Annotated in this window: 23 protein-coding genes; 6 read left to right on the forward strand and 17 right to left on the reverse strand. The window is 69.8% G+C overall.

Features of this window, described 5'->3' with window-relative positions; all coding sequences use genetic code 11:
* Positions 1-51: 51 nt before the first annotated feature.
* Positions 52-1,476: a non-reducing end alpha-L-arabinofuranosidase family hydrolase gene (locus ACIGDI_RS29425; RefSeq protein ID WP_399902771.1), complete on the reverse strand. Its 1,425-nt coding sequence runs from the start codon at positions 1,474-1,476 to the stop codon at positions 52-54.
* 648 nt (positions 1,477-2,124) lie between these two features.
* Between ACIGDI_RS29425 and ACIGDI_RS29430 the strand changes: the two genes are divergently transcribed.
* Both ACIGDI_RS29430 and ACIGDI_RS29435 read left to right on the forward strand, forming a co-directional pair.
* Positions 2,125-3,561: an endo-1,4-beta-xylanase gene (locus ACIGDI_RS29430; protein WP_399902774.1), complete on the forward strand. Its 1,437-nt coding sequence runs from the start codon at positions 2,125-2,127 to the stop codon at positions 3,559-3,561.
* 353 nt (positions 3,562-3,914) lie between these two features.
* Complete coding sequence (locus ACIGDI_RS29435) at positions 3,915-4,277, forward strand: hypothetical protein (protein WP_399902777.1); 363 nt, start codon at positions 3,915-3,917, stop codon at positions 4,275-4,277.
* Positions 4,278-4,402: 125 nt separating this feature from the next.
* Here ACIGDI_RS29435 and ACIGDI_RS29440 read toward each other — a convergent pair whose 3' ends face one another.
* Both ACIGDI_RS29440 and ACIGDI_RS29445 read right to left on the reverse strand, forming a co-directional pair.
* Positions 4,403-5,734: a class I SAM-dependent RNA methyltransferase gene (locus tag ACIGDI_RS29440; protein ID WP_399902780.1), complete on the reverse strand. Its 1,332-nt coding sequence runs from the start codon at positions 5,732-5,734 to the stop codon at positions 4,403-4,405.
* A gap of 93 nt (positions 5,735-5,827) precedes the next feature.
* The gene (locus ACIGDI_RS29445) at positions 5,828-7,900 is read right to left on the reverse strand and encodes an APC family permease (RefSeq protein WP_399902784.1); all 2,073 of its coding nucleotides are present in this window, start codon (positions 7,898-7,900) and stop codon (positions 5,828-5,830) included.
* Positions 7,901-8,292: 392 nt separating this feature from the next.
* Between ACIGDI_RS29445 and ACIGDI_RS29450 the strand changes: the two genes are divergently transcribed.
* Positions 8,293-8,964 carry a TrkA family potassium uptake protein gene (locus ACIGDI_RS29450; protein ID WP_142143186.1) on the forward strand — a complete coding sequence of 224 codons (672 nt, stop codon included), beginning with the start codon at positions 8,293-8,295 and terminating at the stop codon, positions 8,962-8,964.
* Entirely contained in the window at positions 8,964-9,641 is a 678-nt protein-coding gene (locus ACIGDI_RS29455; protein ID WP_200699747.1) for a TrkA family potassium uptake protein, read from the forward strand. The genes ACIGDI_RS29450 and ACIGDI_RS29455 overlap by 1 nt, the downstream gene beginning before the upstream one ends.
* A 162-nt stretch (positions 9,642-9,803) precedes the next feature.
* Here the strand turns inward: ACIGDI_RS29455 and ACIGDI_RS29460 are convergent, their stop codons facing one another.
* The 9 genes from ACIGDI_RS29460 to ACIGDI_RS29500 form a co-directional block, all read right to left on the reverse strand.
* Positions 9,804-10,553 carry a DUF3159 domain-containing protein gene (locus ACIGDI_RS29460; RefSeq protein ID WP_399902787.1) on the reverse strand — a complete coding sequence of 250 codons (750 nt, stop codon included), beginning with the start codon at positions 10,551-10,553 and terminating at the stop codon, positions 9,804-9,806.
* Positions 10,554-10,556: 3 nt separating this feature from the next.
* A complete protein-coding gene (locus ACIGDI_RS29465; RefSeq protein ID WP_142143182.1) occupies positions 10,557-10,955 on the reverse strand; it encodes an OB-fold nucleic acid binding domain-containing protein in 399 nt (132 codons plus the stop codon).
* 93 nt (positions 10,956-11,048) lie between these two features.
* Positions 11,049-11,735: a response regulator gene (locus tag ACIGDI_RS29470; protein ID WP_399902789.1), complete on the reverse strand. Its 687-nt coding sequence runs from the start codon at positions 11,733-11,735 to the stop codon at positions 11,049-11,051.
* Entirely contained in the window at positions 11,732-14,284 is a 2,553-nt protein-coding gene (locus tag ACIGDI_RS29475; protein ID WP_399902792.1) for an ATP-binding protein, read from the reverse strand. Before ACIGDI_RS29475 ends, ACIGDI_RS29470 begins: the two co-directional genes overlap by 4 nt.
* Before the next feature lie 122 nt (positions 14,285-14,406).
* The gene (locus ACIGDI_RS29480; RefSeq protein WP_399902795.1) at positions 14,407-15,102 is read right to left on the reverse strand and encodes an ABC transporter ATP-binding protein; all 696 of its coding nucleotides are present in this window, start codon (positions 15,100-15,102) and stop codon (positions 14,407-14,409) included.
* 61 nt (positions 15,103-15,163) lie between these two features.
* Positions 15,164-16,342, reverse strand: coding sequence for an alginate lyase family protein (locus tag ACIGDI_RS29485; protein ID WP_399902797.1), 1,179 nt, complete (start codon positions 16,340-16,342; stop codon positions 15,164-15,166).
* A gap of 157 nt (positions 16,343-16,499) precedes the next feature.
* Positions 16,500-17,267, reverse strand: a complete 768-nt coding sequence (locus ACIGDI_RS29490; protein ID WP_200699741.1) for a DUF3710 domain-containing protein — start codon at positions 17,265-17,267, stop codon at positions 16,500-16,502.
* Between the two features lies 1 nt (position 17,268).
* Complete coding sequence (dut, locus tag ACIGDI_RS29495) at positions 17,269-17,820, reverse strand: dUTP diphosphatase (protein ID WP_399902800.1); 552 nt, start codon at positions 17,818-17,820, stop codon at positions 17,269-17,271.
* Positions 17,817-18,401, reverse strand: coding sequence for a PaaI family thioesterase (locus ACIGDI_RS29500; RefSeq protein WP_399902803.1), 585 nt, complete (start codon positions 18,399-18,401; stop codon positions 17,817-17,819). Before ACIGDI_RS29500 ends, dut begins: the two co-directional genes overlap by 4 nt.
* Positions 18,402-18,459: 58 nt before the next feature.
* Between ACIGDI_RS29500 and ACIGDI_RS29505 the strand changes: the two genes are divergently transcribed.
* The gene (locus ACIGDI_RS29505) at positions 18,460-18,933 is read left to right on the forward strand and encodes a DUF3093 domain-containing protein (protein WP_058922501.1); all 474 of its coding nucleotides are present in this window, start codon (positions 18,460-18,462) and stop codon (positions 18,931-18,933) included.
* 16 nt (positions 18,934-18,949) lie between these two features.
* Here ACIGDI_RS29505 and ACIGDI_RS29510 read toward each other — a convergent pair whose 3' ends face one another.
* The 4 genes from ACIGDI_RS29510 to ACIGDI_RS29525 all read right to left on the reverse strand — a co-directional run bounded on the left by ACIGDI_RS29510 (position 18,950) and on the right by ACIGDI_RS29525 (position 22,523).
* Positions 18,950-19,909 carry a hypothetical protein gene (locus ACIGDI_RS29510; protein ID WP_399902805.1) on the reverse strand — a complete coding sequence of 320 codons (960 nt, stop codon included), beginning with the start codon at positions 19,907-19,909 and terminating at the stop codon, positions 18,950-18,952.
* 13 nt (positions 19,910-19,922) lie between these two features.
* Complete coding sequence (locus ACIGDI_RS29515; RefSeq protein ID WP_005481602.1) at positions 19,923-20,219, reverse strand: DUF4193 domain-containing protein; 297 nt, start codon at positions 20,217-20,219, stop codon at positions 19,923-19,925.
* A gap of 405 nt (positions 20,220-20,624) precedes the next feature.
* Complete coding sequence (locus ACIGDI_RS29520; RefSeq protein WP_200699737.1) at positions 20,625-21,863, reverse strand: HAMP domain-containing sensor histidine kinase; 1,239 nt, start codon at positions 21,861-21,863, stop codon at positions 20,625-20,627.
* Positions 21,864-21,869: 6 nt separating this feature from the next.
* On the reverse strand, positions 21,870-22,523 hold the full coding sequence (locus ACIGDI_RS29525) for a response regulator transcription factor (RefSeq protein WP_003993508.1): 654 nt from the start codon (positions 22,521-22,523) through the stop codon (positions 21,870-21,872).
* Between the two features lie 447 nt (positions 22,524-22,970).
* Between ACIGDI_RS29525 and ACIGDI_RS29530 the strand changes: the two genes are divergently transcribed.
* On the forward strand, positions 22,971-23,135 hold the full coding sequence (locus ACIGDI_RS29530; RefSeq protein ID WP_174267099.1) for a hypothetical protein: 165 nt from the start codon (positions 22,971-22,973) through the stop codon (positions 23,133-23,135).
* A 103-nt stretch (positions 23,136-23,238) separates the two neighbouring features.
* On the opposite strand, the gene ACIGDI_RS29535 is transcribed toward ACIGDI_RS29530, so the two are convergent.
* Positions 23,239-24,054, reverse strand: a complete 816-nt coding sequence (locus ACIGDI_RS29535) for an inositol monophosphatase family protein (protein WP_399902809.1) — start codon at positions 24,052-24,054, stop codon at positions 23,239-23,241.
* Positions 24,055-24,061: the final 7 nt, after the last annotated feature.

The raw sequence follows: 24,061 nt of genomic DNA on the forward strand, positions 1-24,061 counted from the left end.
CGGCCGGCCTCACTCGGGTGAGGCCGGCCGCCTGCGGGTACACAGCCCGGTTCAGCGCTGCAGGGTGAGGACACCCGGCCGCCAGGGCAGTTGGTCGTAAGGACCGCTCGCGGAGGGGGACTTGCCCTGGTAGAGGAACTGCAGGTTGCAGGGATCGATGGTCATCGTCTGGTCGGGGTTGTTGCGGACCAGGTCGCCGTGGCTGATGTCATTGGTCCAGCCGGCGCCGCTGTTGGCCTTGCCCGCGAAGGGGTTGCTCTCGGTGGCGGCCTGCGGGGTCCACGAGCCGCTCAGGCTGGAGGCCGTGAAGGAGCGGAAGTAGCGCCCGTTCGCCCCCATCGCCTCGACGATCATGAGGTACTGGTTCTGACCCTGGACCTTGTACACCTGCACCGCCTCGAAGAGGTTGGCCGTCGAGTCACTCATGACGGTCGTGTACGACGAGCCGAAGTTGCCCGGGAAGTTCCCGATCGGCATGCTCGCCCGGTAGATCTTGCCGTTGTCACCGGCGAAGAACAGGTACATGTTCTGGCCGTCACCGATCAGGGTCTGGTCGATCGGACCGGTACCGGAGCCCGAGATGCTCCCGGTGAACAACGGCTGCGGCGCGGACCAGCCGTTGGGATTCGTGGGGTCGCTCGACGTGCGGTAGATGAAGGGCCACGCGCCCCACTGGTACGCCAGGACCCAGATGTTCTTGGGCGCGAAGTAGAACAGCGTGGGCGCCACCGCGGACTGGCTCATCCCGGTCTGGCGGGCCGACGCCATGTCGGACCAGTTGGTGAAGGGGGCGAACGCCATCGAGCCGTACGACGATCCCGACACGTTCGACGCGTAGACCAAGTGCTTGCCGTTGTACACCACGTCGGTGAAGTCCTTCAGCGAGACCCACCCGTTCGCCGGCTGCGCCAACGCACCCGTCGACGTCCACTGATACCTCGACGGAAGAGAACACGTGCCGTCCGGCGGGGTCGGGGTCCCGGACAGGCCGGTCCACTTCTGGTTGCTGCCGCCGTTGCACGTCCAGATCTGCACCGCTGTGCCGTTGGCCGTACCGGAACCCGCGGCCTCCAGGCACAGCCCGGACTCCACGCCGACGATCGTGCCGTCGGAGTTCACCCGCCACTGCTGGTTCGCCCCGCCGGAACAGGTCCAGATCTGCACGCGGGTGCCGGCCGTGGTGGCATGACCCGGAACGTCCAGGCACTTGTTGCCGTACACGGTGAGCTGGTTGCTGTCGGTCGACGTCCACTGCTGGTTGGTGCCGCCCCAGCAGTCGTAGAGCTGCAGATTCGTGCCGTCGGTCTGGCCGGCGCCCGGCACATCCAGACACCGGCCGGAACCGACACCGCGCAGGGCGCCGCTGGAAGCCGCCTGAGCCGGGGCGGCGACGAGCATCGCCGCCAACGCGGCCAGGGCGGCAACGACGGCCAGCACCACAGAGTGGTGCCTGCGACTGAAACTTCCTCTGCGCATGGACACTTCCTCAGCTTGGCAGGGTCATGACATATGCGAATGAGCGGCTCGATGTGTTCGCTGGGTCGAACGAGTGTCGAAGAGTCGAGCAACCCGAATGATAGGGAGCCAGTGAACGGCGTCAATACCTCTCGCATGTATCGCCGCAAACCTCGAAACCTTTCGGTCCGCTACAGGCAGGACAGCGCACGCCGCCCCACCAAAAGGCTGGCTTGTACGCAACTTGACCCAGGAACGGAGCGCTGAGCGGACGATCCGAGCACTCGGCGAACCCCGCCTCCGCCGCCGACGGCGCGTCGAAATTTCCCCGATGCCACGGGAAATCTCCACCCCGCTCTTCGCGTGATCGCAAAGAGTGTCGCGCCGACCGGATGAACACCGGAATCCCGAATGTTTCGTAAGGCAATCGGAAATTTCTTCTGTGAAGAGTATTGACGATCCTCGGTCAACCCGCCAATCATCCCTGTCTGGGAAACCGGCTCTGGTTCGAGACTCCGGTTCAGGACTCCGAGCTGCGCCACCCCATCCCCATCCGCTCAGTTCCGGTGAGGTTCGCACCTCATGGGCGGACGAACGCGGTCCCCTGCGCTCTCCCTGTGCTCCCCCGCGCTTCAGTCCATCCGTGATTTCTACCCCGGAGGAACAGTCATGGGCTCGTATGCCCTTCCCAGATCCGTTGTCCACCGGAAGGCCCGCGGCCTGCTGCCGGCACTGGTCGTCGGCGTCCTCGGTGTGGTCACCGCACTGGTCGCGCCGTCGCCCGCGCACGCCGCCGAGAACACGCTCGGCGCCGCGGCGGCACAGAGCGGCCGCTACTTCGGCACCGCCATCGCGTCGGGCAGGCTGAGTGACTCGGCGTACACGACGATCGCGAACCGCGAGTTCAACATGGTGACGCCCGAGAACGAGATGAAGATCGACGCCACCGAACCGCAGCGGGGCCAGTTCAACTTCAGCGCCGGCGACCGTGTCTACAACTGGGCGGTGCAGAACGGCAAGCAGGTGCGCGGCCACACCCTGGCCTGGCACTCCCAGCAACCCGGCTGGATGCAGAGCCTCAGCGGCAGCCAGCTGCGCCAGGCGATGATCGACCACATCAACGGCGTGATGGCCCACTACAAGGGCAAGATCGCCCAGTGGGACGTCGTGAACGAGGCGTTCGCCGACGGCAGTTCGGGCGGCCGGCGGGACTCCAACCTGCAGCGCACCGGCAACGACTGGATCGAGGTCGCCTTCCGCACCGCCCGCGCCGCCGACCCGGCGGCCAAGCTCTGCTACAACGACTACAACATCGAGAACTGGACCTGGGCCAAGACCCAGGGCGTGTACAACATGGTCCGGGACTTCAAGCAGCGCGGCGTGCCGATCGACTGCGTCGGCTTCCAGTCGCACTTCAACAGCGGCAGCCCGTACAACAGCAACTTCCGTACGACCCTGCAGAACTTCGCCGCCCTCGGCGTCGACGTGGCCATCACCGAGCTCGACATCCAGGGCGCCTCGTCCTCGACCTACGCCAGCGTGACCAACGACTGCCTGGCCGTCTCGCGCTGCCTCGGCATCACCGTCTGGGGCGTACGCGACACCGACTCCTGGCGATCCGGTGACACCCCGCTGCTGTTCAACGGCGACGGCAGCAAGAAGCCCGCCTACACTGCCGTCCTCAACGCGCTCAACGGCGGCGGCTCCACGACGCCGCCCCCTGCGGACGGCGGACAGATCAAGGGCGTCGGCTCGGGCCGTTGCCTTGACGTGCCCAACGCCGGCACCACCGACGGCACCCAGCTCCAGCTGTGGGACTGCCACAGCGGTACCAACCAGCAGTGGACGTACACCGACGCCGGCGAACTCAAGGTCTACGGCAACAAATGCCTCGACGCCGCCGGCACAGGCAACGGCTCCAAGGTGCAGATCTACAGCTGCTGGGGCGGCGACAACCAGAAATGGCGCCTCAACTCCGACGGGACCATCGTCGGCGTCCAGTCCGGACTCTGCCTCGACGCCGTCGGAGGCGGCACCGCCAACGGCACCCTGATCCAGCTCTACTCCTGCTCGAACGCCAACAACCAACGCTGGACCCGCACCTGAGGGGGCTTACCAGGAACGCGGGCCCGGGTCGCCCGCGGTGGTGGACGTGCCGATGCTCACCGGAGCGGTGAACTGCGCCGGGCCGCCGTCGGCCGCGGCGCCCGGGTACTCGGTCATCCGGCCTACAGCGCCGGGAAGCCGGTGTCCTGTACGTCGCCCGGAGAGGCGTTGGTCGGGTGATGATGTGGCGAAGGATTTCCGGGAGCGGCGGGTGACGCCTCCCTCCGAACAGCTCGAAGGCCTCGGCCCGTTGAGCTGAAGCGCCACCGGGCCGGCTGCGACGAGACCGAGTCCCGTCTCAGCCGGCCTCGGCCGTGCCCACCATCCCTGCCCCTCGGAGAGGATCCCACTCCATGACCCGGCCCTACGACCAGCACCACCTCGAGGCCCTCGGCGCTCAGCTGCACTTGCCCGTGACCGAACGAACCTGCCCGATCTGTGGCCGCACGACCATGCGTATCTACCACCACACGAAGTACGGCCGGAGCGAGCCTTCGTGGATCAACTACCTGTGGTGCGGCAACTGCCATGCCTACTCGTCGTCGTTCACGGGTGCCGGCCGCAAGATGGTCGAAAGTGACCCGCTCCTTGAGCAGTACGGCGATCGGATCGCCGAGGTCTTCCGTGCCCCCGAGCGCCTGCTCAAGATCCTCGACGGCCACTGGAAGACGGGAAAGCTCCCTCAGACGATCTCCCGCCGCCCCCGCGGACACTGAAAGCCTCATCCGGCCGGCTCGCCGGTACGCCACTTGGCGGCAGGGCTTCGAGAAGTTCGGCGTCGAGATATCGCGCGTAACGCCTCGCCCACACCGCCCATAATGCGCACGCACAAAACCGCAGTTCAGGCGCCCTTCGCGGCCGGCTCCAGAATCGCCACGCACTCCACGTGATGCGTCATCGGGAACAGGTCGAACGCCCGCAGCGTCCGCACCCGGTAGCCGCCGTCACGGAAGTAGCCCAGGTCGCGGGCCAGTGCCGCCGGGTCGCAGGCGACGTAGGCGATCCTGCGGGCGCCCAGTGAGGCCAGGTGTTGCACCGTGGCGCGGCCGGCGCCCGCCCTCGGCGGGTCCAGGACGATCAGGTCGACCTCGGTGATGCCGGTGCGGGGCAGTACGGTCTCCACCTTGCCCTGCTCGATGCGGACCCGGTCGAAGTCGGCGAGGTTGTGCCGGGCGTCCTCGACGGCTCGCTTGCCGGACTCGATGCCGAGGACCGCGCCCTTGTCGCCGAGGCGGTCGGCGAGGGCGCCGGCGAAGAGGCCCACACCGCAGTACAGGTCCAGCGCCATGTCGCCCTTGCGCGGCAACAGGCCCTGCATGACGGCCTTGACGAGGGTGTCGGCGGCCATCGGGTGGACCTGCCAGAAGCCGCCGCTGCCCACGCGGTGGGTCCGGCCGTCGGCCCGCTCACGGACGAAGGCGCGGCCGTGGACGCGGTGGATGCCGCCGTCCTTCTCCTCGACGCGCATCACGGAGACGGGCTTGTTCAGCTCGACGAGGGGCAGCCGGGCGCCCGGCCGGGGCTCCAGGATCACCATGCGGTCCTGGGAGCCGGTGGCGGCGATCGCGTCGACGGAGGCCATCCCGGACCAGTCACGGTCCTCGATGCCCAGTTCGCTCACGCCCGGCGCCGCGATCATGCAGTGGTCGATCGGCTCGACCTCGTGCGAGCGGTGGCGGCGCAGACCGGCCCGTCCGGAGGAGGCGTCCACCGCGTACTGGACCCGGGTGCGCCACTGCGGCACCTCGCCGGCCGGCAGCTTGTCGCCCTCGGCCGGCATCACCGTGCCGTCCCAGCCGGCCTCCTCGGGCGTCAGCCCCGCGAGCCGCCGCAGCTGTTCGGCGATGACCTCGCCCTTGAGCCGGCGCTGGGCCCCGGGCTTGGCGTGCTGCCAGTCGCAGCCGCCGCAGCGGCCGGGACCGGCGTAGGGGCAGGGCGCCTCGATGCGGTCCTTGGACGCCTCCAGCACCTCGACCGCGTCCGCGCGCAGGAAGCGCGCGCCCTCCTCGCCCTCGGTCACCCGGGCCACGACCCGCTCACCGGGCAGCGTGTGCCGGACGAACAGCACTTGGCCGTCCTCGGTGCGCGCGACGCAGTGCCCACCGTGGGCGACGGGGCCGATCTCGACCTCGTACTCCTCCCCCACCAGCGACTTCTTCTCTTGTGCCTGCATGGTGGGGTGACTCCAGAATTGAGAGAGAACGACGGCCGGACAACAGCCCACCAGTCTACGTGGGTGTCGCCCGGCCGTTGACCGGCGAGGGGGTCAGCCCTTGCCGCCCGAGGTGCCGGAGGTGCCGGAGTGCTCCTTCGGCCGGCCCTGCTCGGCGGGACCGCGCCGTACCGAACCGGGAGCGTTCCACTCCTGGCGCCTGCGGGCCCGCTTCTTCGCCGCCTCGGAGGACTGCAGCTGGTAGGGCACCGAGGTGACCATGATGCCCGGCGTGAACAGCAGCCGGCCCTTGAGGCGGAGGGCGCTCTGGTTGTGCAGCAGGTGCTCGTACCAGTGGCCGACCACGTACTCGGGGATGATCACCGAGACCGCGTCGCGCGGCGACTCCCTGCGCAGGCCCTTGACGTACTCGATGATCGGCCGCGTGATCTCGCGGTACGGCGAGTCCAGGACCTTCAGCGGTACCTCGATGCCACGCCGCTCCCACTCCTCCTTCAGCAGCTTCGTCTCCGCCGGGTCGACGTTGACGGTGAGCGCCTCCAGGGTGTCGGAGCGCATCAGCTTGGCGTAGGCGAGGGCGCGCAGCGCGGGGCGGTGGATCTTGGAGATCAGTACGACCGAGTGGACGCGGGAGGGGCGCAGGCTGTCGTCGCTCGGGCCCTCGGGGGCGGCGAGCTCCGCGGCCACGCCGTCGTAGTGCTTACGGATGGCCGTCATCGTCGCGTAGAAGATGCACATGCCCAGCAGCGCGACCCAGGCGCCGTGGGTGAACTTGGTGACGAGGACGACGACCAGCACCAGGCCGGTGAAGAAGGCGCCGAAGGTGTTGATGGCGCGGGAGCGCATCATGTGACGGCGCTTGGCCTGGTCCTTCTCGACGGCGAGGTGGCGGTTCCAGTGGCGGACCATGCCGGTCTGGCTGAGCGTGAAGGACACGAACACGCCGACGATGTACAGCTGGATGAGCCGGGTGGAGTCGGCGCCGTAGATCACGACCAGGAAGGTCGCCGCGCCGGCCAGCAGCACGATGCCGTTGGAGAAGGCGAGGCGGTCGCCGCGGGTGTGCAGCTGTCGGGGCAGGTAGCGGTCCTGGGCGAGGATCGAGCCGAGCACCGGGAAGCCGTTGTAGGCCGTGTTGGCCGCCAGGAACAGCACCAGCGCGGTGGCCGCCGCGAGCACCACGAAGAAGAAGCTGCCCTTGCCGAAGACGGCCTCGGCGACCTGGGTGATCACCGGGTTCTGTACGTAGCCGGCGCCGACCGCGACACCGTTGTGGAGCAGGTCGGTGGCCGGGTTCTCGGCCATGCGGACCTTGGTGGTCAGGGCGAGGGCGATGATGCCGCAGAACATCGTGACGGCCAGCAGGCCCATCGCGGCGAGCGTGGTCGCCGCGTTCTTCGACTTCGGCTTGCGGAAGGCCGGCACGCCGTTGGAGATCGCCTCGACACCGGTGAGCGCGGCACAGCCGGAGGAGAAGGCGCGCAGCATCAGGAAGACCAGGGCGAAGCCGGCCAGCCCCTGGTGCTCGGCCTTGATCGTGTACTGGGCGGTCGGCGCGTGCATGGCGTCGTTCAGCACCAGCCCGCGGAAGGCGCCCCACGCGATCATCACGAAGACGCCGCCGACGAACACGTACGTCGGGATCGCGAAGAGCTTGCCGGACTCCTTCACGCCGCGCAGGTTCATCAGGGTGAGCAGCACGATCACCGCGACCGCGCACAGCACCTTGTGCTGGACCACGAACGGCACCGCCGAGCCCAGGTTCTCGATGCCGGAGGCGATCGAAACGGCCACGGTGAGGACGTAGTCGACGAGCAGGGCGCTGGCGACGGTCAGCCCGGCCTTGGCGCCGAGGTTGGTGGTCGCCACCTCGTAGTCGCCACCGCCGCTGGGGTACGCGTGCACGTTCTGCCGGTAGGAGGCGACCACGGTGAACATCAGCACGACGACCGCGAGCGCGATCCAGGGGCTGAAGTGGTACGCCGACACGCCCGCGATGGACAGGACCAGCAGCACCTCTCCGGGGGCGTAGGCCACGGAGGACAGCGGGTCGGAGGCGAAGACGGGGAGGGCGATGCGCTTCGGCAGGAGCGTTTCACCCAGCCGGTCACTGCGCAGTGCGCGCCCGATCAAGATCCGTTTGGGCACGTCGGTCAGTTTGGACACAACTGAGCATCGTAGGCGTTCGAACGGGTGCGCAACCACCCGCCACCCCCGATCTGCCCACCGGGTGAAATCGGAGACGTCTCCGGCTGCGGATTCCGCAGCTCAGCGGGTGCGCGTGCCTATATGACAAACACCGCCCACTTTCCCGGCCGTCGCCGACCTCTGGAGGTTCCATGCACGCCCCCGCAGAACTGATCGGCGCCGTCGCGACCCTCGTGGGCCTCGGATTCCTGACACTTGCGAGCGTCCGCAGCATCAGTCGTCGCTGAGATCACGGACATGACAGCAACCGTGCACGGGGCTCCCGGCGTCGTACCGCGCGTGTGTAGCTTGGGCGTCGGTCTGAGACCCTGATGCCGAGCAGTAGTTTTTGGACATTCGGAAGGACGGTCGTGCACATCGTCATCATGGGCTGCGGAAGAGTGGGTTCCGCTTTGGCCCAGACATTGGAGCAACAGGGGCACACGGTCGCCGTGATCGACCAGGACCCCACCGCCTTCCGCCGCCTCGGCCCGGGCTTCGGCGGCCGCCGGGTCACCGGCGTCGGCTTCGACCAGGACACCCTGCGCGAGGCCGGCATCGAGGAGGCCGGCGCCTTCGCCGCCGTCTCCAGCGGCGACAACTCCAACATCATCGCGGCGCGCGTCGCCCGCGAGATGTTCGGCGTGGAGAACGTCGCGGCCCGGATCTACGACCCCCGCCGTGCGGAGGTCTACCAGCGCCTGGGCATCCCGACCGTGGCCACCGTCCGCTGGACGGCCGACCAGATGCTGCGCCGGCTGCTCCCCTCGGGCGCCGAGCCGCTGTGGCGCGACCCCACCGGCGGAGTGCAGCTCGCCGAGGTGCACGCCTCCGCCGCCTGGGTCGGTCACAAGATCAGCAAGCTGCAGGAGGAGACGGGCATCCGCGTGGCGTTCCTGACCCGCCTCGGCGAGGCGATCCTGCCCACCTCGCAGACGGTGCTGCAGGAGGGCGACCTGGTGCACGTGATGATGCGCACCGACGAGGTCGACAAGGTCGAGGCGTCCTTCGCCAAGGGTCCCGAAGAGGAGGGCGGTCACTGATGAGGGTCGCCATTGCCGGTGCCGGCGCGGTGGGTCGCTCGATCGCGGGCGAGCTGCTGGAGAACGGTCACGAGGTCCTGCTCGTCGACAAGGCGCCGACCGCCATCTCGGTCGAGCGTGTCCCCCAGGCGGAGTGGCTGCTCGCCGACGCCTGCGAGATCACGTCCCTGGACGAGGCGGCGCTCCAGCGCTGCAACGTCGTCATCGCGGCGACGGGCGACGACAAGGTCAACCTGGTCGTCTCCCTGCTGGCGAAGACGGAGTACGGCGTCCCGCGCGTCGTGGCCCGGGTGAACAACCCCAAGAACGAGTGGCTCTTCAACGAGTCCTGGGGCGTGGACGTCGCCGTCTCCACCCCCCGCCTGATGTCGGCCCTGGTCGAGGAGGCGGTGAGCGTCGGCGACCTGGTCCGCCTCCTGCGCTTCAGCCACGGCGACGCCAACCTCGTCGAACTGACCCTCCCGGAGGAGTCGGCCCTGGCCGGCACCCAGGTGGGCGACGTGGAGTGGCCGGAGGACACCTCCCTGGTCACGATCATCCGAGGCACCCGGGTCCTCACCCCCTCCCGCGACGACTCCCTGGAACCGGGCGACGAGCTGCTGTTCGTCGCCGCCCAGGCCCGCGAGGAACAACTGGAGGACCTGCTGTCGGTACGCCGGGAGGACACGGCGGGCTAGCGGCCGCGCACGATACGACGGAAAGGGCGCCCCTGATCCCAGGAGCGCCCTTTCACACGCGGCTCATTTTCAGCCCGTCCGGCGTTTGAGGACGAGGCCCGAAGGGCCGAAGCGGGGGCCTGGGGGCGGCAGCCCCCAGCGACGCCCACTCCGACGCCGAGCTCAGACCTCCCGACGGTGCCGCCCACCCGCCGCCTCAGCCTCCGCCGCAGCGCCCCGCTCCTTCTCGGCCGCCTCCTCCGCTTCCATCTCCGCGAACACGTCAATGGGCGCGGGCGCCTTCGCCAGGAAGACCCACGTCAGCCAGACCGCCAGCAGGAACGGCGGAATCTTCAACGCGACGAGCACCCAGCCCAGTTGCGCGGTGTTGGCCCACCAGTACAGCGGGAAGAGGATCGCGCACTTGGCCAGCAGGATCAGGCCCCAGGCCCAACTGGCCTTCGCGTACGCCTTCTTGCGGCCGGGGTTGCGGGTGCGCCAGGAGAGGTTCTCCTTGAAGACCGGGCCGAGGATCAGACCGATCAGGGGGACACCGCACAGGGTCGTGACGATGTACGCCAGCGCCAGGCCCAGCGTGTAGAGCATGCCGGGGAGGTAGAAGTCCTTGGCGTTGCCGGTCATCATCGCGAACACGACACCGAACGCGACGCCGAAGACGCCGCTGAACGCGTGCTTGACGGTGTCCCGCATGACCAGCCGGACCACCACGAGCAGCAGGGACACGGCGAGGGCGGCGATGGCCGACCAGTGCAGGTCCTTGTTGATCGTGAAGATGGTGACGAAGAGCAGGCCGGGCAGCACCGTCTCGACCATGCCCCGCACTCCGCCGAACGCCTCGAACAGGGCGGCCTCGGTGACCGCCCGCGCGTCGTCGGCTTGAGTGTCTTCGGTCGGCTTGTCGAGCGACGTCACCGGCTACTCCCGTCCGAGGGGTCTCAGTTCGTATTTCGGATTGAACAGCACCCGGCGGCCCCGGCTCATCGAGATCCGGCCGGATGCGATCAGTCTGCGCCCGGGCTCTATCCCGACGATGGAACGCCGCCCGAGCCACACCACGTCCAGCGCGGCGGAGCCGTCGAAGAGCTCAGCCTCCAGGGCCGGGACGCCCGCGCGCGGCCGCAGGGTGACCGTGCGCAAGGTACCAGTAACCGTGACGATCTGTCGGTCGTGGCAGTCACCGATCCGCGTGCATCCCGCTGTCTCGGCATCCTCCCGCAGCTCCTCGGACTCCAGGTCCTCCTGCGAGGAGGAGAGCCGGTCGAGCATGCGCCGGAACCGGCCCACCGGCTTTTCGGAACGAGGAACAGCACTCATATCTGAAGCGTACCGGGGTGCACTGACACCTTCGTACCCGCGGGGCACCGCCGCGAACCGGGCCGGTGCCCGCCGCCCCCGGGCCCGCGGCCGCTACTTCTCGAACCGGTAGCCCATGCCCGGTTCGGTGATGAAATGCCGGGGATGTGACGGATCGGACTCGAGCTTCCGGCGCAGCTGCGCCATGTACACCCGCAGGTAGTTGGTCTCCGTCCCGTACGACGGCCCCCACACCTCCTGCAACAGCTGCCGCTGGCCGACCAGCCGTCCCGTATTGCGGACGAGCACCTCCAGCAGATGCCATTCCGTGGGCGTCAGCCGGACGTCCTTGCCCCCGCGGTTGACCTTCTTCGCGGCCAGGTCGACGGTGAACGCCTCGGTCTCCACGGTCGTGACCTCGTCCTCGCCGGCCCCGACGGGCTCGGCGCGGCGGACGGCGGCGCGCAGGCGGGCGAGGAGCTCGTCCATGCCGAAGGGCTTGGTGACGTAGTCGTCGGCGCCCGCGTCGAGGGCCTCCACCTTCTCGTCGGAGGTGTGCCGGGCGGAGAGCACCAGGATCGGCACCCGGGTCCAGCCGCGCAGGCCGCGGATGACGTCGACGCCGTCCATGTCGGGCAGGCCGAGGTCCAGGACGACCACGTCGGGGTGGCGGGCGGCGGCCAGCTGGAGGGCGGTGGTGCCGTCGTGCGCCGCGTCGACCTCGTACTTGCGCGCCTTGAGGTTGATCACGAGGGCGCGCACGATCTGCGGCTCGTCTTCGATCACGAGCACCCGGGTCATGTGGCCTGCCTTTCCGGCTGTTCCTGCGGCGACGGTAGGGGCTGCGGGGCGTGCGGTGCCTGCGCACGCAGGGTGAGGACCATGGTGAGCCCGCCGCCGGGGGTGTCCTCGGCCTCGAGGGTGCCGCCCATGGCCTCGGCGAAACCGCGGGCGACCGCGAGGCCGAGGCCCACGCCGGCGCCGCGCGGGGCGTCGCCGTAGCGTTGGAAGGGCGCGAAGATGCGCTCCTTGGCCTCGTCGGGGACGCCGGGGCCGCGGTCGACGACCCGGACCTCGACCCGGTCGGCGAGGGCGCTCGCGGCGACCAGCACCGGCTTGCCCGGCGGGCTGTACTTGACGGCGTTCTCGACCAGGTTGGCCATCGACCGTTCGAGGAGGCCTGCGTCGACGGCGACCATGGGCAGGGTCTCCGGGATGTCCAGCCGGACGCCGTCCTCGTCCACTCCGACCAGCGCCATCGGCACCACCTCGTCGAGGTCGACCTCGCGGATCAGCGGGGTGACCGTGCCGGTCTGCAGGCGGGACATGTCGAGGAGGTTGCCGACGAGGTGGTCGAGGCGGTCGGCGCCCTCCTCGATGCCCTCCAGCAGCTCCGCCCGGTCTTCCTCGGACCAGGCCACGTCGTCCGAGCGCAGGGACGACACGGCGGCCTTGATTCCGGCGAGCGGGGTGCGCAGGTCGTGGCTGACGGCGGCGAGGAGGGCGGTGCGGATCCGGTTGCCCTCGTCCAGCGCGCGGGCCCGGTCGGCCTCCTCCATCAGGCGTCTGCGGTCCAGTACGACGGCGGCCTGCGCGGCGAACGCGGCCAGCACCCGGCGGTCCTCGGCGGGCAGCACCCGGCCGGTCAGCGCGAGGGCCATGTGGTCGCCGACCGCCACGTCCACGTCGGCCTCCTCCGGCCGTCCGACCGGCGGTCCGATGCCGGCCCGGCCCGCGCAGGTCCAGGGTTCGTGGTCGCCGGACCGCTCCAGCAGGGCGGCGGACTCCATCCCGAAGGTCTCGCGGACCCGCTCCAGCAGCTCCTCCAGGCCGGTCTCGCCGCGCAGCACGTTGCCCGCGAGGAAGGACAGGATCTCCGACTCGGCGCGCAGCCGGGCCGCCTGATGGGTGCGGCGGGCGGCGAGGTCGACGACCGAGGCGACGGAGGCCCCGACGGCCACGAAGATGACGATGGCGACGATGTTCTTCGGGTCGGCGATGGTCCAGCGGTGCAGGGGCGGTGTGTAGAAGTAGTTCAGCAGCAGCGAGCCCAGCGCCGCGGAGGCGAGAGCGGGCAGCAGGCCGCCGAGCAGCGCCGCCGCGACCGTCACCGACAGGAACAGCAGCATGTCGTTGGCGAGGCCGAGGTGGACGGTGTTGAGCAGCACGGCCATGATCGCGGGCCCGGCCACGCCGACCGCCCAGCCCCCGATGATCCGGGACCGCCCCAGCCGCGCGCCGCGCGCCACGGGCAGCCCGCGGCCCTTGCCGGCCTCGTCGTGCGTGATGAGGTGGACGTCGATGTCGGTACCGGAGTCCCGGGCCACGGTGGCGCCGACGCCGGGCCCGAAGACGTACTGCCAGCTCTTGCGACGCGAGACGCCGAGCACGATCTGGGTGGCGTTGACCCCGCGGGCGAAGGCGAGCAGGGCGGCCGGTATGTCGTCGCCGACGACGTGGTGGAAGGTGCCGCCCAGGTCCTCGACGAGGGTGCGCTGCACGGCCAGTTCGTCGGGCGAGGCGGAGGTCAGGCCGTCGCTGCTGGCTATGTAGACCGCCAGTACCTCGCCGCCGGCGCCCTTCTCGGCCAGCCGTGCGGCCCTGCGGATCAGCGTGCGTCCCTCCGGGCCGCCGGTCAGCCCGACCACGATCCGCTCCCGCGAACCCCAGATCTTGGACACCCGGTGCTCGCTGCGGTACCGCTGGAGGTACTCGTCGACCCGGTCGGCCACCCAGAGCAGCGCCAGCTCGCGCAGGGCGGTGAGGTTGCCGGGCCGGAAGTAGTTGGACAGGGCCGCGTCGACCTTGTCCGGGGTGTAGATGTTGCCGTGCGCCATACGGCGGCGCAGGGCCTCGGGGGACATGTCGACCAGCTCGATCTGGTCGGCCCTGCGCACCACCTCGTCCGGCACGGTCTCCCGCTGCCGCACCCCGGTGATGGACTCGACGACGTCGCCGAGTGACTCCAGGTGCTGGATGTTGACGGTCGAGACGACGTCGATGCCGGCCGCGAGGAGTTCCTCCACGTCCTGCCAGCGCTTGGGGTTGCGGGAACCGGGGATGTTGGTGTGGGCGAGTTCGTCCACGAGGGCGACGGCGGGTGCGCGGCGCAGCACGGCGTCGACGTCCATCTCGGTGAAGACGGCCCCGCGGTGCTCCAGCTCGCGGCGCTCCACCTGCTCCAGGCCGTGCAGCATCACCTCGGTGCGCGGCCGCCCGTGGTGCTCCACGAAGGCGACCACGCAGTCGGTGCCGCGTTCGACGCGCCGGTGGGCCTCGGAGAGCATGGCGTAGGTCTTGCCCACGCCCGGTGCCGCACCGAGGTAGATCCGAAGCTTGCCGCGTCCCATGGCCTCATTGTCTTCCGGTCACTGTCGCCCACGCAGCGTCGACCTTACGGCCATCAATCGCGGCATATCGTCCCGTGACCGGCCAGGAGGCCGTCTTTGACGCAACTCTGACGCGCGGCGCCTCAGTGCTCGACGATCTCGCCGTCGCTCAGCTCCAGCACCCGGTCGGCGAGGTCGAGCAGGGTGGCGTCGTGCGTGGCGACCAGCGCGGTGACGGTCTCGCTGTGGACGACGGCGCGCAGCAGCTCCATGACGGCGTGCCCGGTCTCGGCGTCGAGCTGGCCGGTGGGCTCGTCGGCGATGAGCAGCGCGGGGCTGTTGGCGAGGGCGCGGGCGATGGCGACCCGCTGCTGCTGGCCGCCGGAGAGCTCGCCGGGCCGCTGCCCGGCGTGGTCGGCGAGGCCCACCAGGGCGAGCAGCAGTTCGACGCGTTCCTCGCGCTCGCGCACCTCGGTCCGGCGCAGCCGCATCGGGACGCCGACGTTCTCGGCGGCGGTGAGGATGGGGATGAGCCCGAAGGACTGGAAGACGAAGCCGATGCGGTCCCGGCGCAGGGCCAGCAGGCCGTCCTCGCTGAGTTCCGCCAGGTCGAGGCCGTCGACGACGATCCTGCCCGCGTCGGGTGCGTCGAGTCCGCCGACGATGTTGAGGAGCGTGGTCTTGCCCGAGCCCGAGCGGCCCTTGAGGGCGACGAGTTCGCCGCGCGGGATGTCGAGGGAGACGCCGCGCAGCGCGTGCACGGCGGCGGCTCCGCGCCCGTAGGTCTTGTGGACGTTCTCGACGCGCACCATGGTCTCGGTGACCACCTGGCTGTCCATGTCTTCTCCCCCGTCGGACCGGGCGCCAGTATTGCCGCCGGCGCCCGGCCGATCAACGGGTTCAGGCGGGGTTGTCGCCGTGGGTGAGGGTCTCCCAGGCGACGAAGAGGTTGTTGCTGCCGGCCGGGCGCTGCTGCTGGGTCAGCGTCTGGGTGTTGTTCATGGCGATGCCCAGCCGGTTGTGCAGGGCGTTGTAGCCGACCTCGGTGACGGGACCGAGGCCGAGGTCGAGCGATCCGCCGCACAGCCAGCTCGGGACGGCGGCGCCAAGCTGGTACTTGGACTGGAAGCCGAGGGCCTGGCGCAGCCGTTCGCCGACGTCGGTGCCGTACAGGTCCTGGCCCTGGATGCGGCTGGTCTCGGCGATGTGCGAGATCGCGGAGATGCCGTACCCGGTGTGGGTGAAGTCGCGGCAGGTCTCCTGGGTGAGGCCGGTGACGAAGGTGGGCTGCCCCTGCCAGTAGTTGACGATCTTCGCCTTGGTGTCGAGGTTCTGGCTGGGGACGGTCTTGGGCAGGTCGCCGTCGGAGGAGAGGTAGACGTAGGCGGCGGTGCGGGTGCGGAACTTCGCCATGGCCTTGTCGTAGGAGGTCTTGTCCTCCAGGAAGACGGAGATGCCGACGGCGGCCTCCATCATCGACAGCTCCCAGTTGCCGTTGGAGTTGGAGCCGTTGATCACCTCGGGGAGGTAGACGTCGCGGAGCATGGTCGCGAAGCGGCCGGAGTTCGCCCAGCCCCCGGTGTAGGTGTACTTGATGATCTCGGCGGCCTTGGGCCAGGAGGAGCCGGCCCAGCCGGTCTGCAGGGGCGCGTTGCTGTTGGTGTGCTCCTTGATCACGGCGGACCAGGCGTCCATCAGCTGGATCGACTTCTTGGCGTAGCGGTCGTCGCGGGTGATGTACCAGGCGAGGGCGTCGGTGTAGGCCGCGATGGCGTCCTGGCGCTCGTCCGTGCAGCCGTAGTCGGGGTTGGAGTAGGAGCCGCACTCGACCGTGGCCCGCGGTTTCGGGGTGCGGTTCAGGTCGGCGTACTTGCTCGCCATCATCTGGTCGAAGGCGCCCTTCCAGGGCTGGGCGCCGGAGTCGACCTTGCTTCGGGCGAAGTCCAGCTGGGCGGCGGAGACGGTGACGCCGGGGTGGACGAAGGCGGCGGGGGCGGCGTCGGCGTGGCGCGCGGCCGGCCAGGCGATCATGCCCACGACAAGGGCGGAGACGGATGCGAGGAGAGCGGATCTACGCATACGTGGGGGGCCTTCCGTTCTCGTATGTGAACGTGAAGCGCCTTTATGAACAGACGCGTTGGCTCGAGACGGTAGGTACAGACCAATGCGCCGTCAAGGGGTCACGCACATGAAAGAGCCGCACCCCGAAGGGTGCGGCTCCACGTACTGCTCCCGATCAGCGGACCTCGGTGATCTCCGGACCGCGCTGCAGCTGGCCCATGCCGCCGGAGAAGCGCGAGGACTCCTCCTGCTGGACGCCCTCGGGGACCATCTGCGCGTCGTTCGGCAGCTTCAGGACGATCGGGTCGCGCGGCGCCATCGGCCCCTCGCCGCGGACGACGACCGTGTCCCGGAAGATCTGCTCGAGCAGCCCGGCCGCCTGCGGCTGCACCGCGCCCTGGCCCGAGATCACGCCCCGCAGGAACCAGCGGGGACCGTCCACACCGACGAACCTGACGACCTGGAAGCCGCCCGTGCCGTCCGGCAGCTGCACCGGCACCTGGGCGCGCAGTTCCCACCCGAGGGGGCCCTCGACCTCGTCGACGATGCCACCCTGCTGAGTGATGCCGGCGCCGATCTCCTCGCGCACCTCGCCCCAGATGCCCTCGCGCTTGGGCGCCGCGAAGGCCTGCAGCTGGATGGCGCTGTCGCGCAGCACCACGGTCGCCGCGACGATCGCGTCACCGGCGACCTCGACCCGCAGTTCCATGCCGTCGACCCCGGGGACGAAGAGTCCGCCCAGGTCCACGCGGCCCTCAGCGGGGTCGCGCACCTCGGTGCTGTCCCAGGGCCCGTCGGGCCGCGGCTCCGGCTCGAGCCGTACGCGCTCGCGCTCGGCCTCTTCCGCTACGTCGTCCGCCTCAGTGTCGACACTGTCGACGACCTGCTCGGCCTCGCCGGCCGCGTCGTCGGCGGCACCCTTCTTCTTGCGACGTCCGAACACGTCACTGTCCTTCCCGGTCGGATACGACCGAAGCGTATCGATTCCCACCCGTAGTGCCGCCCACGGCGGCCTGACCGCTTGTGCTGTTCGTACCGGTCACCACCGCATGTCCTCCGGTGGACCCGAAGCCCCCTTCGGCCCGCACCGAGTCGGGCAGTTCCGCCACCTCCTGGAAGCGGACCTTCTCGACCTGCTGGACGACCAGTTGGGCGATCCGGTCGAAGCGCTCGAACCGCACGCTCTCGCGTGGGTCGAGATTCACCACGATCACCTTGATCTCCCCACGGTACCCGGCATCAACCGTCCCCGGGGCATTCACGAGAGCGACACCGCAGCGGGCGGCGAGACCGGAACGGGGGTGCACGAAGGCCGCGTACCCCTCGGGGAGGGCGATCGACACCCCGGTGGGCAGCACGGTCCGCTCGCCGGGCGCCAGCTCGCACGCCTCGGTGGTGCGCAGATCGGCTCCCGCGTCGCCGGGGTGCGCGTACGACGGAAGCGGTACGTCCGCGTCGACGCGCCGGATCAGCACGTTCAGGGGGTCACGGCTCACGGGTTCACCTCGAAGGCGCGGGCGCGCCTTTGCTGGTCGGGGTCGCTCATGGCGGCCCGGATCTCCTCCGGACGGCCGTTGTCGATGAAGTGATCGACCTTGACCTCGATGAAGAGGGCGTCCGCGCGGACCGCGACCGGCCCGTCGGGACCGTCCAGCCGCCCGACGGCCGTGGAGTAGATCTTGCGGCCCGCCACCGCCGTCACCTCGGCCGTCAGATGCAGGGTGGTGCCGACCGGCACCGGCCGCACGAAGTCCGTCTCCAGCCGGCCCGTCACGGCGATCGTCCGCAGCAGCCAGTTCAGGGAGCCGAGGGTCTCGTCCAGCGCGGTCGCGAGCACCCCGCCGTGCGCGAGGCCCGGGGCGCCCTGGTGGGCGGCCTGCACGGTGAACTCGGCGGTGATCGTGACGCCTTCGCCGGCCCGGGCCTCCAGGTGCAACCCGTGGGGCTGCTCGCCGCCGCACCCGAAACACTGTCCGTAGTGCGCGCCGAGGAGCTCACCGGGCGCGGGAGCATCGGGGTGCCGTACGGGATTCACCGCGTCGGCCGGGGGCTTGAGAGCTGCGGAAGTACCACTCACAGCCGCAGACCTTACCCGCGCGTCGGCGATATCCGGACACCGTGCCAAGCTTGGCTCCATGCAGCTCTCCACCGCCCCTTACGAGGAACGCCTCACCGCCCCCCGCTCCTGGTGGGTCGTCTCGTTCCTGATCGGTGTCTCCTTCGCCCTGATCCTGCTGCCCTTCGGCACACTGCCCCTGCTCGGCGGCCTGGTCGGCGGTACGGCGGCCGCGGCCGTCGTGGCGAGCTCGTACGGGTCGGTCCGCATCCGTGTGGTGGGCGGCTCGCTGATCGCGGGCGAGGCGAAGGTCCCGGTGACGGCGCTGGGCGAGGCGGAGGTCCTGGAGCCGGAGGAGGCGCGGGCCTGGCGCACCTACAAGGCCGACACACGCGCCTTCCTGCTGCTGCGGGCCTACATCCCGAGGGCGCTGAAGGTGGAGGTCACGGACCCCGAGGACCCGACGCCCTACCTGTATCTGTCGACGCGGGAGCCCGAGCGGCTCGCCGAGGCCATCAAGGCGGCCCGGGAAGCGGCCGCACAGGGCCTGTGAGCGAGGCGACGGGCCGCTAGCCCAGCGAGCCGTCCTCCAGCTCCAGCGGGTGTCTCGGCGCTTCCAGGGGCGGCTGCTGCGGCAGCGCGTCCCAGGGCACCTGCATCTTGCGCAGGTCCTTGCGGATGCGCTCGGCGACCCTTCTGGTGTCCCTGCGGTTCATGACCGCGCCCACGGCGGCGCCCACCATGAACGGCATCAGGTTGGGCAGGTCGCGCACCACGCGCTTCATGATCTGCTGGCGCAGCTGCTGCTTCATGCGGGTGTTGACCGCTCCGCCGAAGCTGGCCGGCTTCGTCACGTCGACGCCGCGCTCCCCCGACCACGAGTTCACGTAGGCGGTGCTGCGCTCCTTGAGGTTGCCGGGCGGGCGTAGGCCGTAGACCTCGTGGAGTTCGGCGATCAGCTTCAGCTCGATCGCGGCCACGCCGGTGATCTCGGCGGCCAGTTCGGTCGGCATGGCGGGCGGCACCGGCAGCATGGCGGCGGCCCCGATGCCCGCTCCCACGGTCGCGGTGGCGCTCACCGCACCCGCCACGAGCTTGTCGGCGAGCTCTTCGGGTCCCAGACCCGGGAACTGCCTGCGGAGCGTCGCGAGGTCGCGTACGGGGATCCGAGGGGCGTTGTCGATGATGCGGTCGGCGAGGTACGTCAGGCCCGCTCTGGCCCGGCTGCTGCCCTTGCGCACGCCTTCGCGTGCCTTGTCGCGGATGGCCGAGGCCTTCCCCCGGCCTCGGCTGCGCAGGGCCGGGGGGACTCCCGTCCGTGCGACGGGCGCGGTCTCGTTCTGGTACGGCTCCGGGAGGTCAGCCCGGTCGGCCGATGCGAGCGAGGCAGATCCGGTGATCCCGGTGTCACCGGGTGTCGTACCGGATGAGCCTCGCTCGTCGTCACGCGCGTGGGGACCGTCCATCGGTCCCTTGTCCGCTCCCGGCAGGAGGAAGCGGCGCTTCCGAGGTGGGGTCGAGCCAGTCACGGCCGACCCGGCCTCAGTCGCAGTCGCGGCAGATCGGCTGACCGTTCTTCTCCCGGGCCAGCTGGCTGCGGTGGTGCACCAGGAAGCAGCTCATGCACGTGAACTCGTCCTGCTGCTTGGGCAGTACCCGGACGGCCAGCTCCTCGTTGGAGAGGTCGGCTCCGGGCAGTTCGAGGCCCTCTGCTGCCTCGAACTCGTCGACGTCGACCGCCGAGGTCGACTTGTCGTTCCTCCTGGCCTTGAGCTCTTCAAGGCTGTCAGAGTCGACATCGTCGTCGGTCTTGCGTGGGGTGTCGTAATCCGTTGCCATTTCGCTCTCCCCCTCTGGGTGTCTGCGGGTGTCTCCAGCGCACGTAACGCGTGAGAGGCCGGACTTGTGCCCGCCTCGAGGCGGAGATTTTGCCTCACATCAAGGTCTGTTACTCAATCGACACCCAATCGGACCCCTCAAGAGTGATCGGCTTGGATGGCGAACCGGACCGTACACGGTCCTTGTGCCGCACTTCAAAGGCGTCTCCACCTGTACTTCCCGTGATCAAGACACCCGAAAACCCGGATTTTCCCGGCTTTACGACGGTCTTCATGATCACGGAGAGTAGATGGCCGGAAAATCGCCCTTGTGATCGATCACACACGGACCCACCTCTTCCGCGGTCATTTCCAGGTCGGAAAATTCCGCGCAAAGCGAACAGTCCCGTATGTCGGCGACATGATCTCAGATGGGGAGCGCGACCCGCATCACCAGTCCACCCCCCTCACGAGGCCGAGCCGAGATGTGCCCGCCGTGCGCCCGGGCAACCGACCGGGCGATGGAAAGGCCGAGGCCGACGCCCTTGTCGCTGCCGGTGCGCTCGGTGCGCAGTCGCCGGAAGGGCTCGAAGAGATTGTCGATCTCGTAGGCGGGTACCACCGGGCCGGTGTTCGACACCACCAGGACCGCCTGGCCGTGCTGGACCTCGGTGGTGACCTCCACCCAGCCGTCCTCGGGAACGTTGTACCGCACGGCGTTCTGCACCAGGTTCAGCGCGATCCGCTCCAGCAGTACGCCGTTGCCCTGGACGACGGCCGGCTTCTGGTCCCCGCGGATCACCACGCCCTTGGCCTCCGCCTCGGCGTGCACCTGGTCGACCGCCTGCGCGGCCACCTCGGCGAGGTCGACGGGCTTGCGCTCGACGATCTGGTTGTCGCTGCGGGCGAGCAGCAGCAGGCCCTCCACGAGCTGCTCGCTGCGCTCGTTGGTGGCCAGCAGTGTCTTGCCGAGCTGCTGCAGTTCCACCGGCGCCTGCGGATCGGAGAGGTGGACCTCCAGCAGGGTGCGGTTGATCGCCAGCGGTGTCCGCAGCTCGTGCGAGGCGTTGCCGACGAAACGCTGCTGGGCGGTGAAGGCGCGCTGGAGGCGCTCCAGCATGTCGTCGAAGGTGTCGGCCAGCTCCTTGAGCTCGTCGTCCGGTCCGTCCAGCTCGATACGGCGGGACAGGTCCGAGCCCGCCACCGCGCGCGCGGTGCGGGTGATCCGGCCGAGCGGCGACAGGACCCGGCCGGCCATCGCGTAACCGAAGGCGAAGGCGATCACGGCGAGGCCGAGCAGGGCGAGCAGGGAGCGGCTGAGGAGGTCGTCGAGGGCGTGCTGGCGCTGGACGGCGTCACACTGCTTGAGGATCGCGTTGATCTCGCTCTGCGGCGCCGAGTTCACGGCGGGACAGGTGGAGCTGTTGATGTCGAGGCCGGTGCCGGACACCGAGAACGACTGGCCACTGCCCTCGTGCAGGGCCTGTGCCGCCAGCAGATAGATGATCGACAGCAGGAGGATCCCGGCGATCAGGAACATGCCGCCGTACAGCAGCGTGAGCCGTATGCGGATCGTCGGGCGCAGCCACGGGAACGGCGGTTCGGGCTTCCTGGGGTCCCAGGTGGGTTTGGGGGGTGCCGTGGGGAGAGCGGGGGTTGCAGCCATCGGGCATCAGATCCGGTAGCCGGAGCCGGGCACGGTGACGATGACGGGGGGCTCACCCAGCTTGCGGCGCAGGGTCATCACGGTCACGCGCACGACGTTGGTGAACGGGTCGGTGTTCTCGTCCCAGGCCTTCTCCAGGAGCTGCTCCGCCGAGACGACGGCGCCCTCACTGCGCATCAGCACTTCCAGTACGGCGAACTCCTTCGGCGCCAGCTGGACCTCCTTGCCGTCGCGGAAGACCTCGCGGCGGTTGGGGTCGAGCTTGATGCCGGCGCGCTCCAGGACCGGCGGCAGCGGGACGCTGGTGCGCCGGCCGAGGGCACGCACGCGTGCGATCAGCTCGCTGAAGGCGAAGGGCTTGGGGAGGTAGTCGTCGGCGCCGATCTCCAGACCCTCCACCCGGTCGCTGACGTCACCGGACGCCGTGAGCATCAGCACGCGGGTGGGCATGCCGAGTTCGACGATCTTGCGGCAGACGTCGTCGCCGTGCACCAGCGGGAGGTCACGGTCGAGAACGACCACGTCGTAGTCGTTGACGCCGATGCGCTCCAGGGCGGCCGCGCCGTCGTACACGACGTCGACGGCCATGGCCTCCCGGCGCAGTCCGGTGGCCACCGCATCGGCGAGCAGCTGCTCGTCCTCGACGACGAGTACGCGCACGTCGTTTTCCTTCCTGTGTCCACCCGCGCGGGCCGAATCGGCGCACAACGGGCAGGGGTCTTCCGGGGTGTGTGCCTCCATCCTGCCTTTTTCGCCCGTAAGTCGGCTGTAAGGCGGGACGGGGTGCGCGCAGCGCTGGTGGAACGGGGGTTGTCTCGAGATGAAGGACAGGTGTGGGACGCGGGAATGCGGGAGTTTTTCGTCCGGTTGAGGTTTCCGTGGAAGGGACCGGGGGGAGGACGGTTCATACCCCGCGATCACGCTCTGCTTGTGCCGCAACACCATGCGGCACGGCGCAATCCGCTTTCCGCAGAGTGGGCGTGGGTGTTCGGCACCGTCGCCGCCCGGCGCGCGGCTGTGCCGGGCACCTGATGGAGACGTGATCGCCCCTTCCGAACGGCACACCCCCGTGCCACCGACCCACGACCCAGGACGAGGGGGCGCAGCATGGACGCATTCACCACGGGACTTCTGCAGCGCATAAAGGCGACCGAGTCCGACCTGACGCGGGCTCGTGACGAGGGCGACGACTTCCTCGTCGAGGTCGAGCAGGGCGAACTCGACGACCTGCGCCGCCTCGCCGCCGAGCACGGTGTGGAAGTTGGCGCATAGCGTCTGATCGGCCCGTGAGCGAGCGAAGGGACCCCGGCGAATCCAGCGCCGGGGTCCCTTCGCGTGTGCGTGCCCGTGTGCTTCCGGTCGCGGTCGGCCGCCCTCAGTCGTGCCAGGCGCCGAAGTCCTCCAGGAGGCGCTGGAGGGGCTCGAAGACGCCGGGGGTGCCCGCGACCGTCAGGGCGGTGGAGGGGCGTTCTCCGGGGCGTCCACCGGTCAGGGCGCCCGCTTCCCGGGCGATCAGGTCACCGGCGCCGTAGTCCCAGGCGTTGAGGCCACGCTCGTAGTAGCCGTCCAGGCGGCCCGCCGCCAGGTCGCAGAGGTCGACCGCGGCCGAGCCGCCGCGGCGGATGTCGCGGAGCAGGGGGATGAGCCGTGCGGCCACCTCGGCCTGGTGGGTGCGGACCTCGGAGACGTAGTTGAAGCCGGTGGAGACCAGGGCCTGGTCCAGGGGCGGGGCCGGGCGGCAGGACAGGGCGCGTTCGCCCTCCCACGCGCCCGTGGCCCGGGCGCCGCCGCCGCGCACCGCGTGGAAGGTCTCGCCGCGCATCGGGACCGCGACCACCCCGACGACCGTCTCGCCGTCCCGTTCGGCCGCGATGGACACCGACCAGGTCGGCAGCCCGTAGAGGTAGTTGACCGTGCCGTCCAGGGGGTCGATCACCCAGCGGACGCCGCTGGTGCCCGGGGTGTCGGCGCCCTCCTCGCCGAAGAAGCCGTCGTCGGGGCGGCGGGCGGAGATCAGGTCGGTGATCAGCTTCTCCGCCGCGATGTCCATCTCGGTGACGACGTCGATCGGGCTCGACTTGGTCCGCGCGACCGCCAGGTCGGCCGGACGGCCGTCCCGCAGGAGGTCGCCCGCGTGGCGGGCCGCCTCCCGGGCCAGGTCGAGGAGTTCCTGGTGCAGGGCGTCGCTCACTTGGCTC

The organism is Streptomyces sp. NPDC085900 (genome assembly GCF_044540925.1).
GTDB classification, from domain to species: Bacteria; Actinomycetota; Actinomycetes; order Streptomycetales; family Streptomycetaceae; genus Streptomyces; species Streptomyces gilvifuscus.

Coding starts and splice junctions, on each gene's coding strand:
- ACIGDI_RS29425 (WP_399902771.1), bottom strand. CDS start 1,476: ATGCGCAGAGGAAGTTTCAGTCGCAGGCACCACTCTGTGGTGCTGGCC.
- ACIGDI_RS29430 (WP_399902774.1), top strand. CDS start 2,125: ATGGGCTCGTATGCCCTTCCCAGATCCGTTGTCCACCGGAAGGCCCGC.
- ACIGDI_RS29435 (WP_399902777.1), top strand. CDS start 3,915: ATGACCCGGCCCTACGACCAGCACCACCTCGAGGCCCTCGGCGCTCAG.
- ACIGDI_RS29440 (WP_399902780.1), bottom strand. CDS start 5,734: ATGCAGGCACAAGAGAAGAAGTCGCTGGTGGGGGAGGAGTACGAGGTC.
- ACIGDI_RS29455 (WP_200699747.1), top strand. CDS start 8,964: ATGAGGGTCGCCATTGCCGGTGCCGGCGCGGTGGGTCGCTCGATCGCG.
- ACIGDI_RS29465 (WP_142143182.1), bottom strand. CDS start 10,955: ATGAGTGCTGTTCCTCGTTCCGAAAAGCCGGTGGGCCGGTTCCGGCGC.
- ACIGDI_RS29470 (WP_399902789.1), bottom strand. CDS start 11,735: ATGACCCGGGTGCTCGTGATCGAAGACGAGCCGCAGATCGTGCGCGCC.
- ACIGDI_RS29475 (WP_399902792.1), bottom strand. CDS start 14,284: ATGGGACGCGGCAAGCTTCGGATCTACCTCGGTGCGGCACCGGGCGTG.
- ACIGDI_RS29480 (WP_399902795.1), bottom strand. CDS start 15,102: ATGGACAGCCAGGTGGTCACCGAGACCATGGTGCGCGTCGAGAACGTC.
- ACIGDI_RS29485 (WP_399902797.1), bottom strand. CDS start 16,342: ATGCGTAGATCCGCTCTCCTCGCATCCGTCTCCGCCCTTGTCGTGGGC.
- ACIGDI_RS29505 (WP_058922501.1), top strand. CDS start 18,460: ATGCAGCTCTCCACCGCCCCTTACGAGGAACGCCTCACCGCCCCCCGC.
- ACIGDI_RS29515 (WP_005481602.1), bottom strand. CDS start 20,219: ATGGCAACGGATTACGACACCCCACGCAAGACCGACGACGATGTCGAC.
- ACIGDI_RS29520 (WP_200699737.1), bottom strand. CDS start 21,863: ATGGCTGCAACCCCCGCTCTCCCCACGGCACCCCCCAAACCCACCTGG.
- ACIGDI_RS29530 (WP_174267099.1), top strand. CDS start 22,971: ATGGACGCATTCACCACGGGACTTCTGCAGCGCATAAAGGCGACCGAG.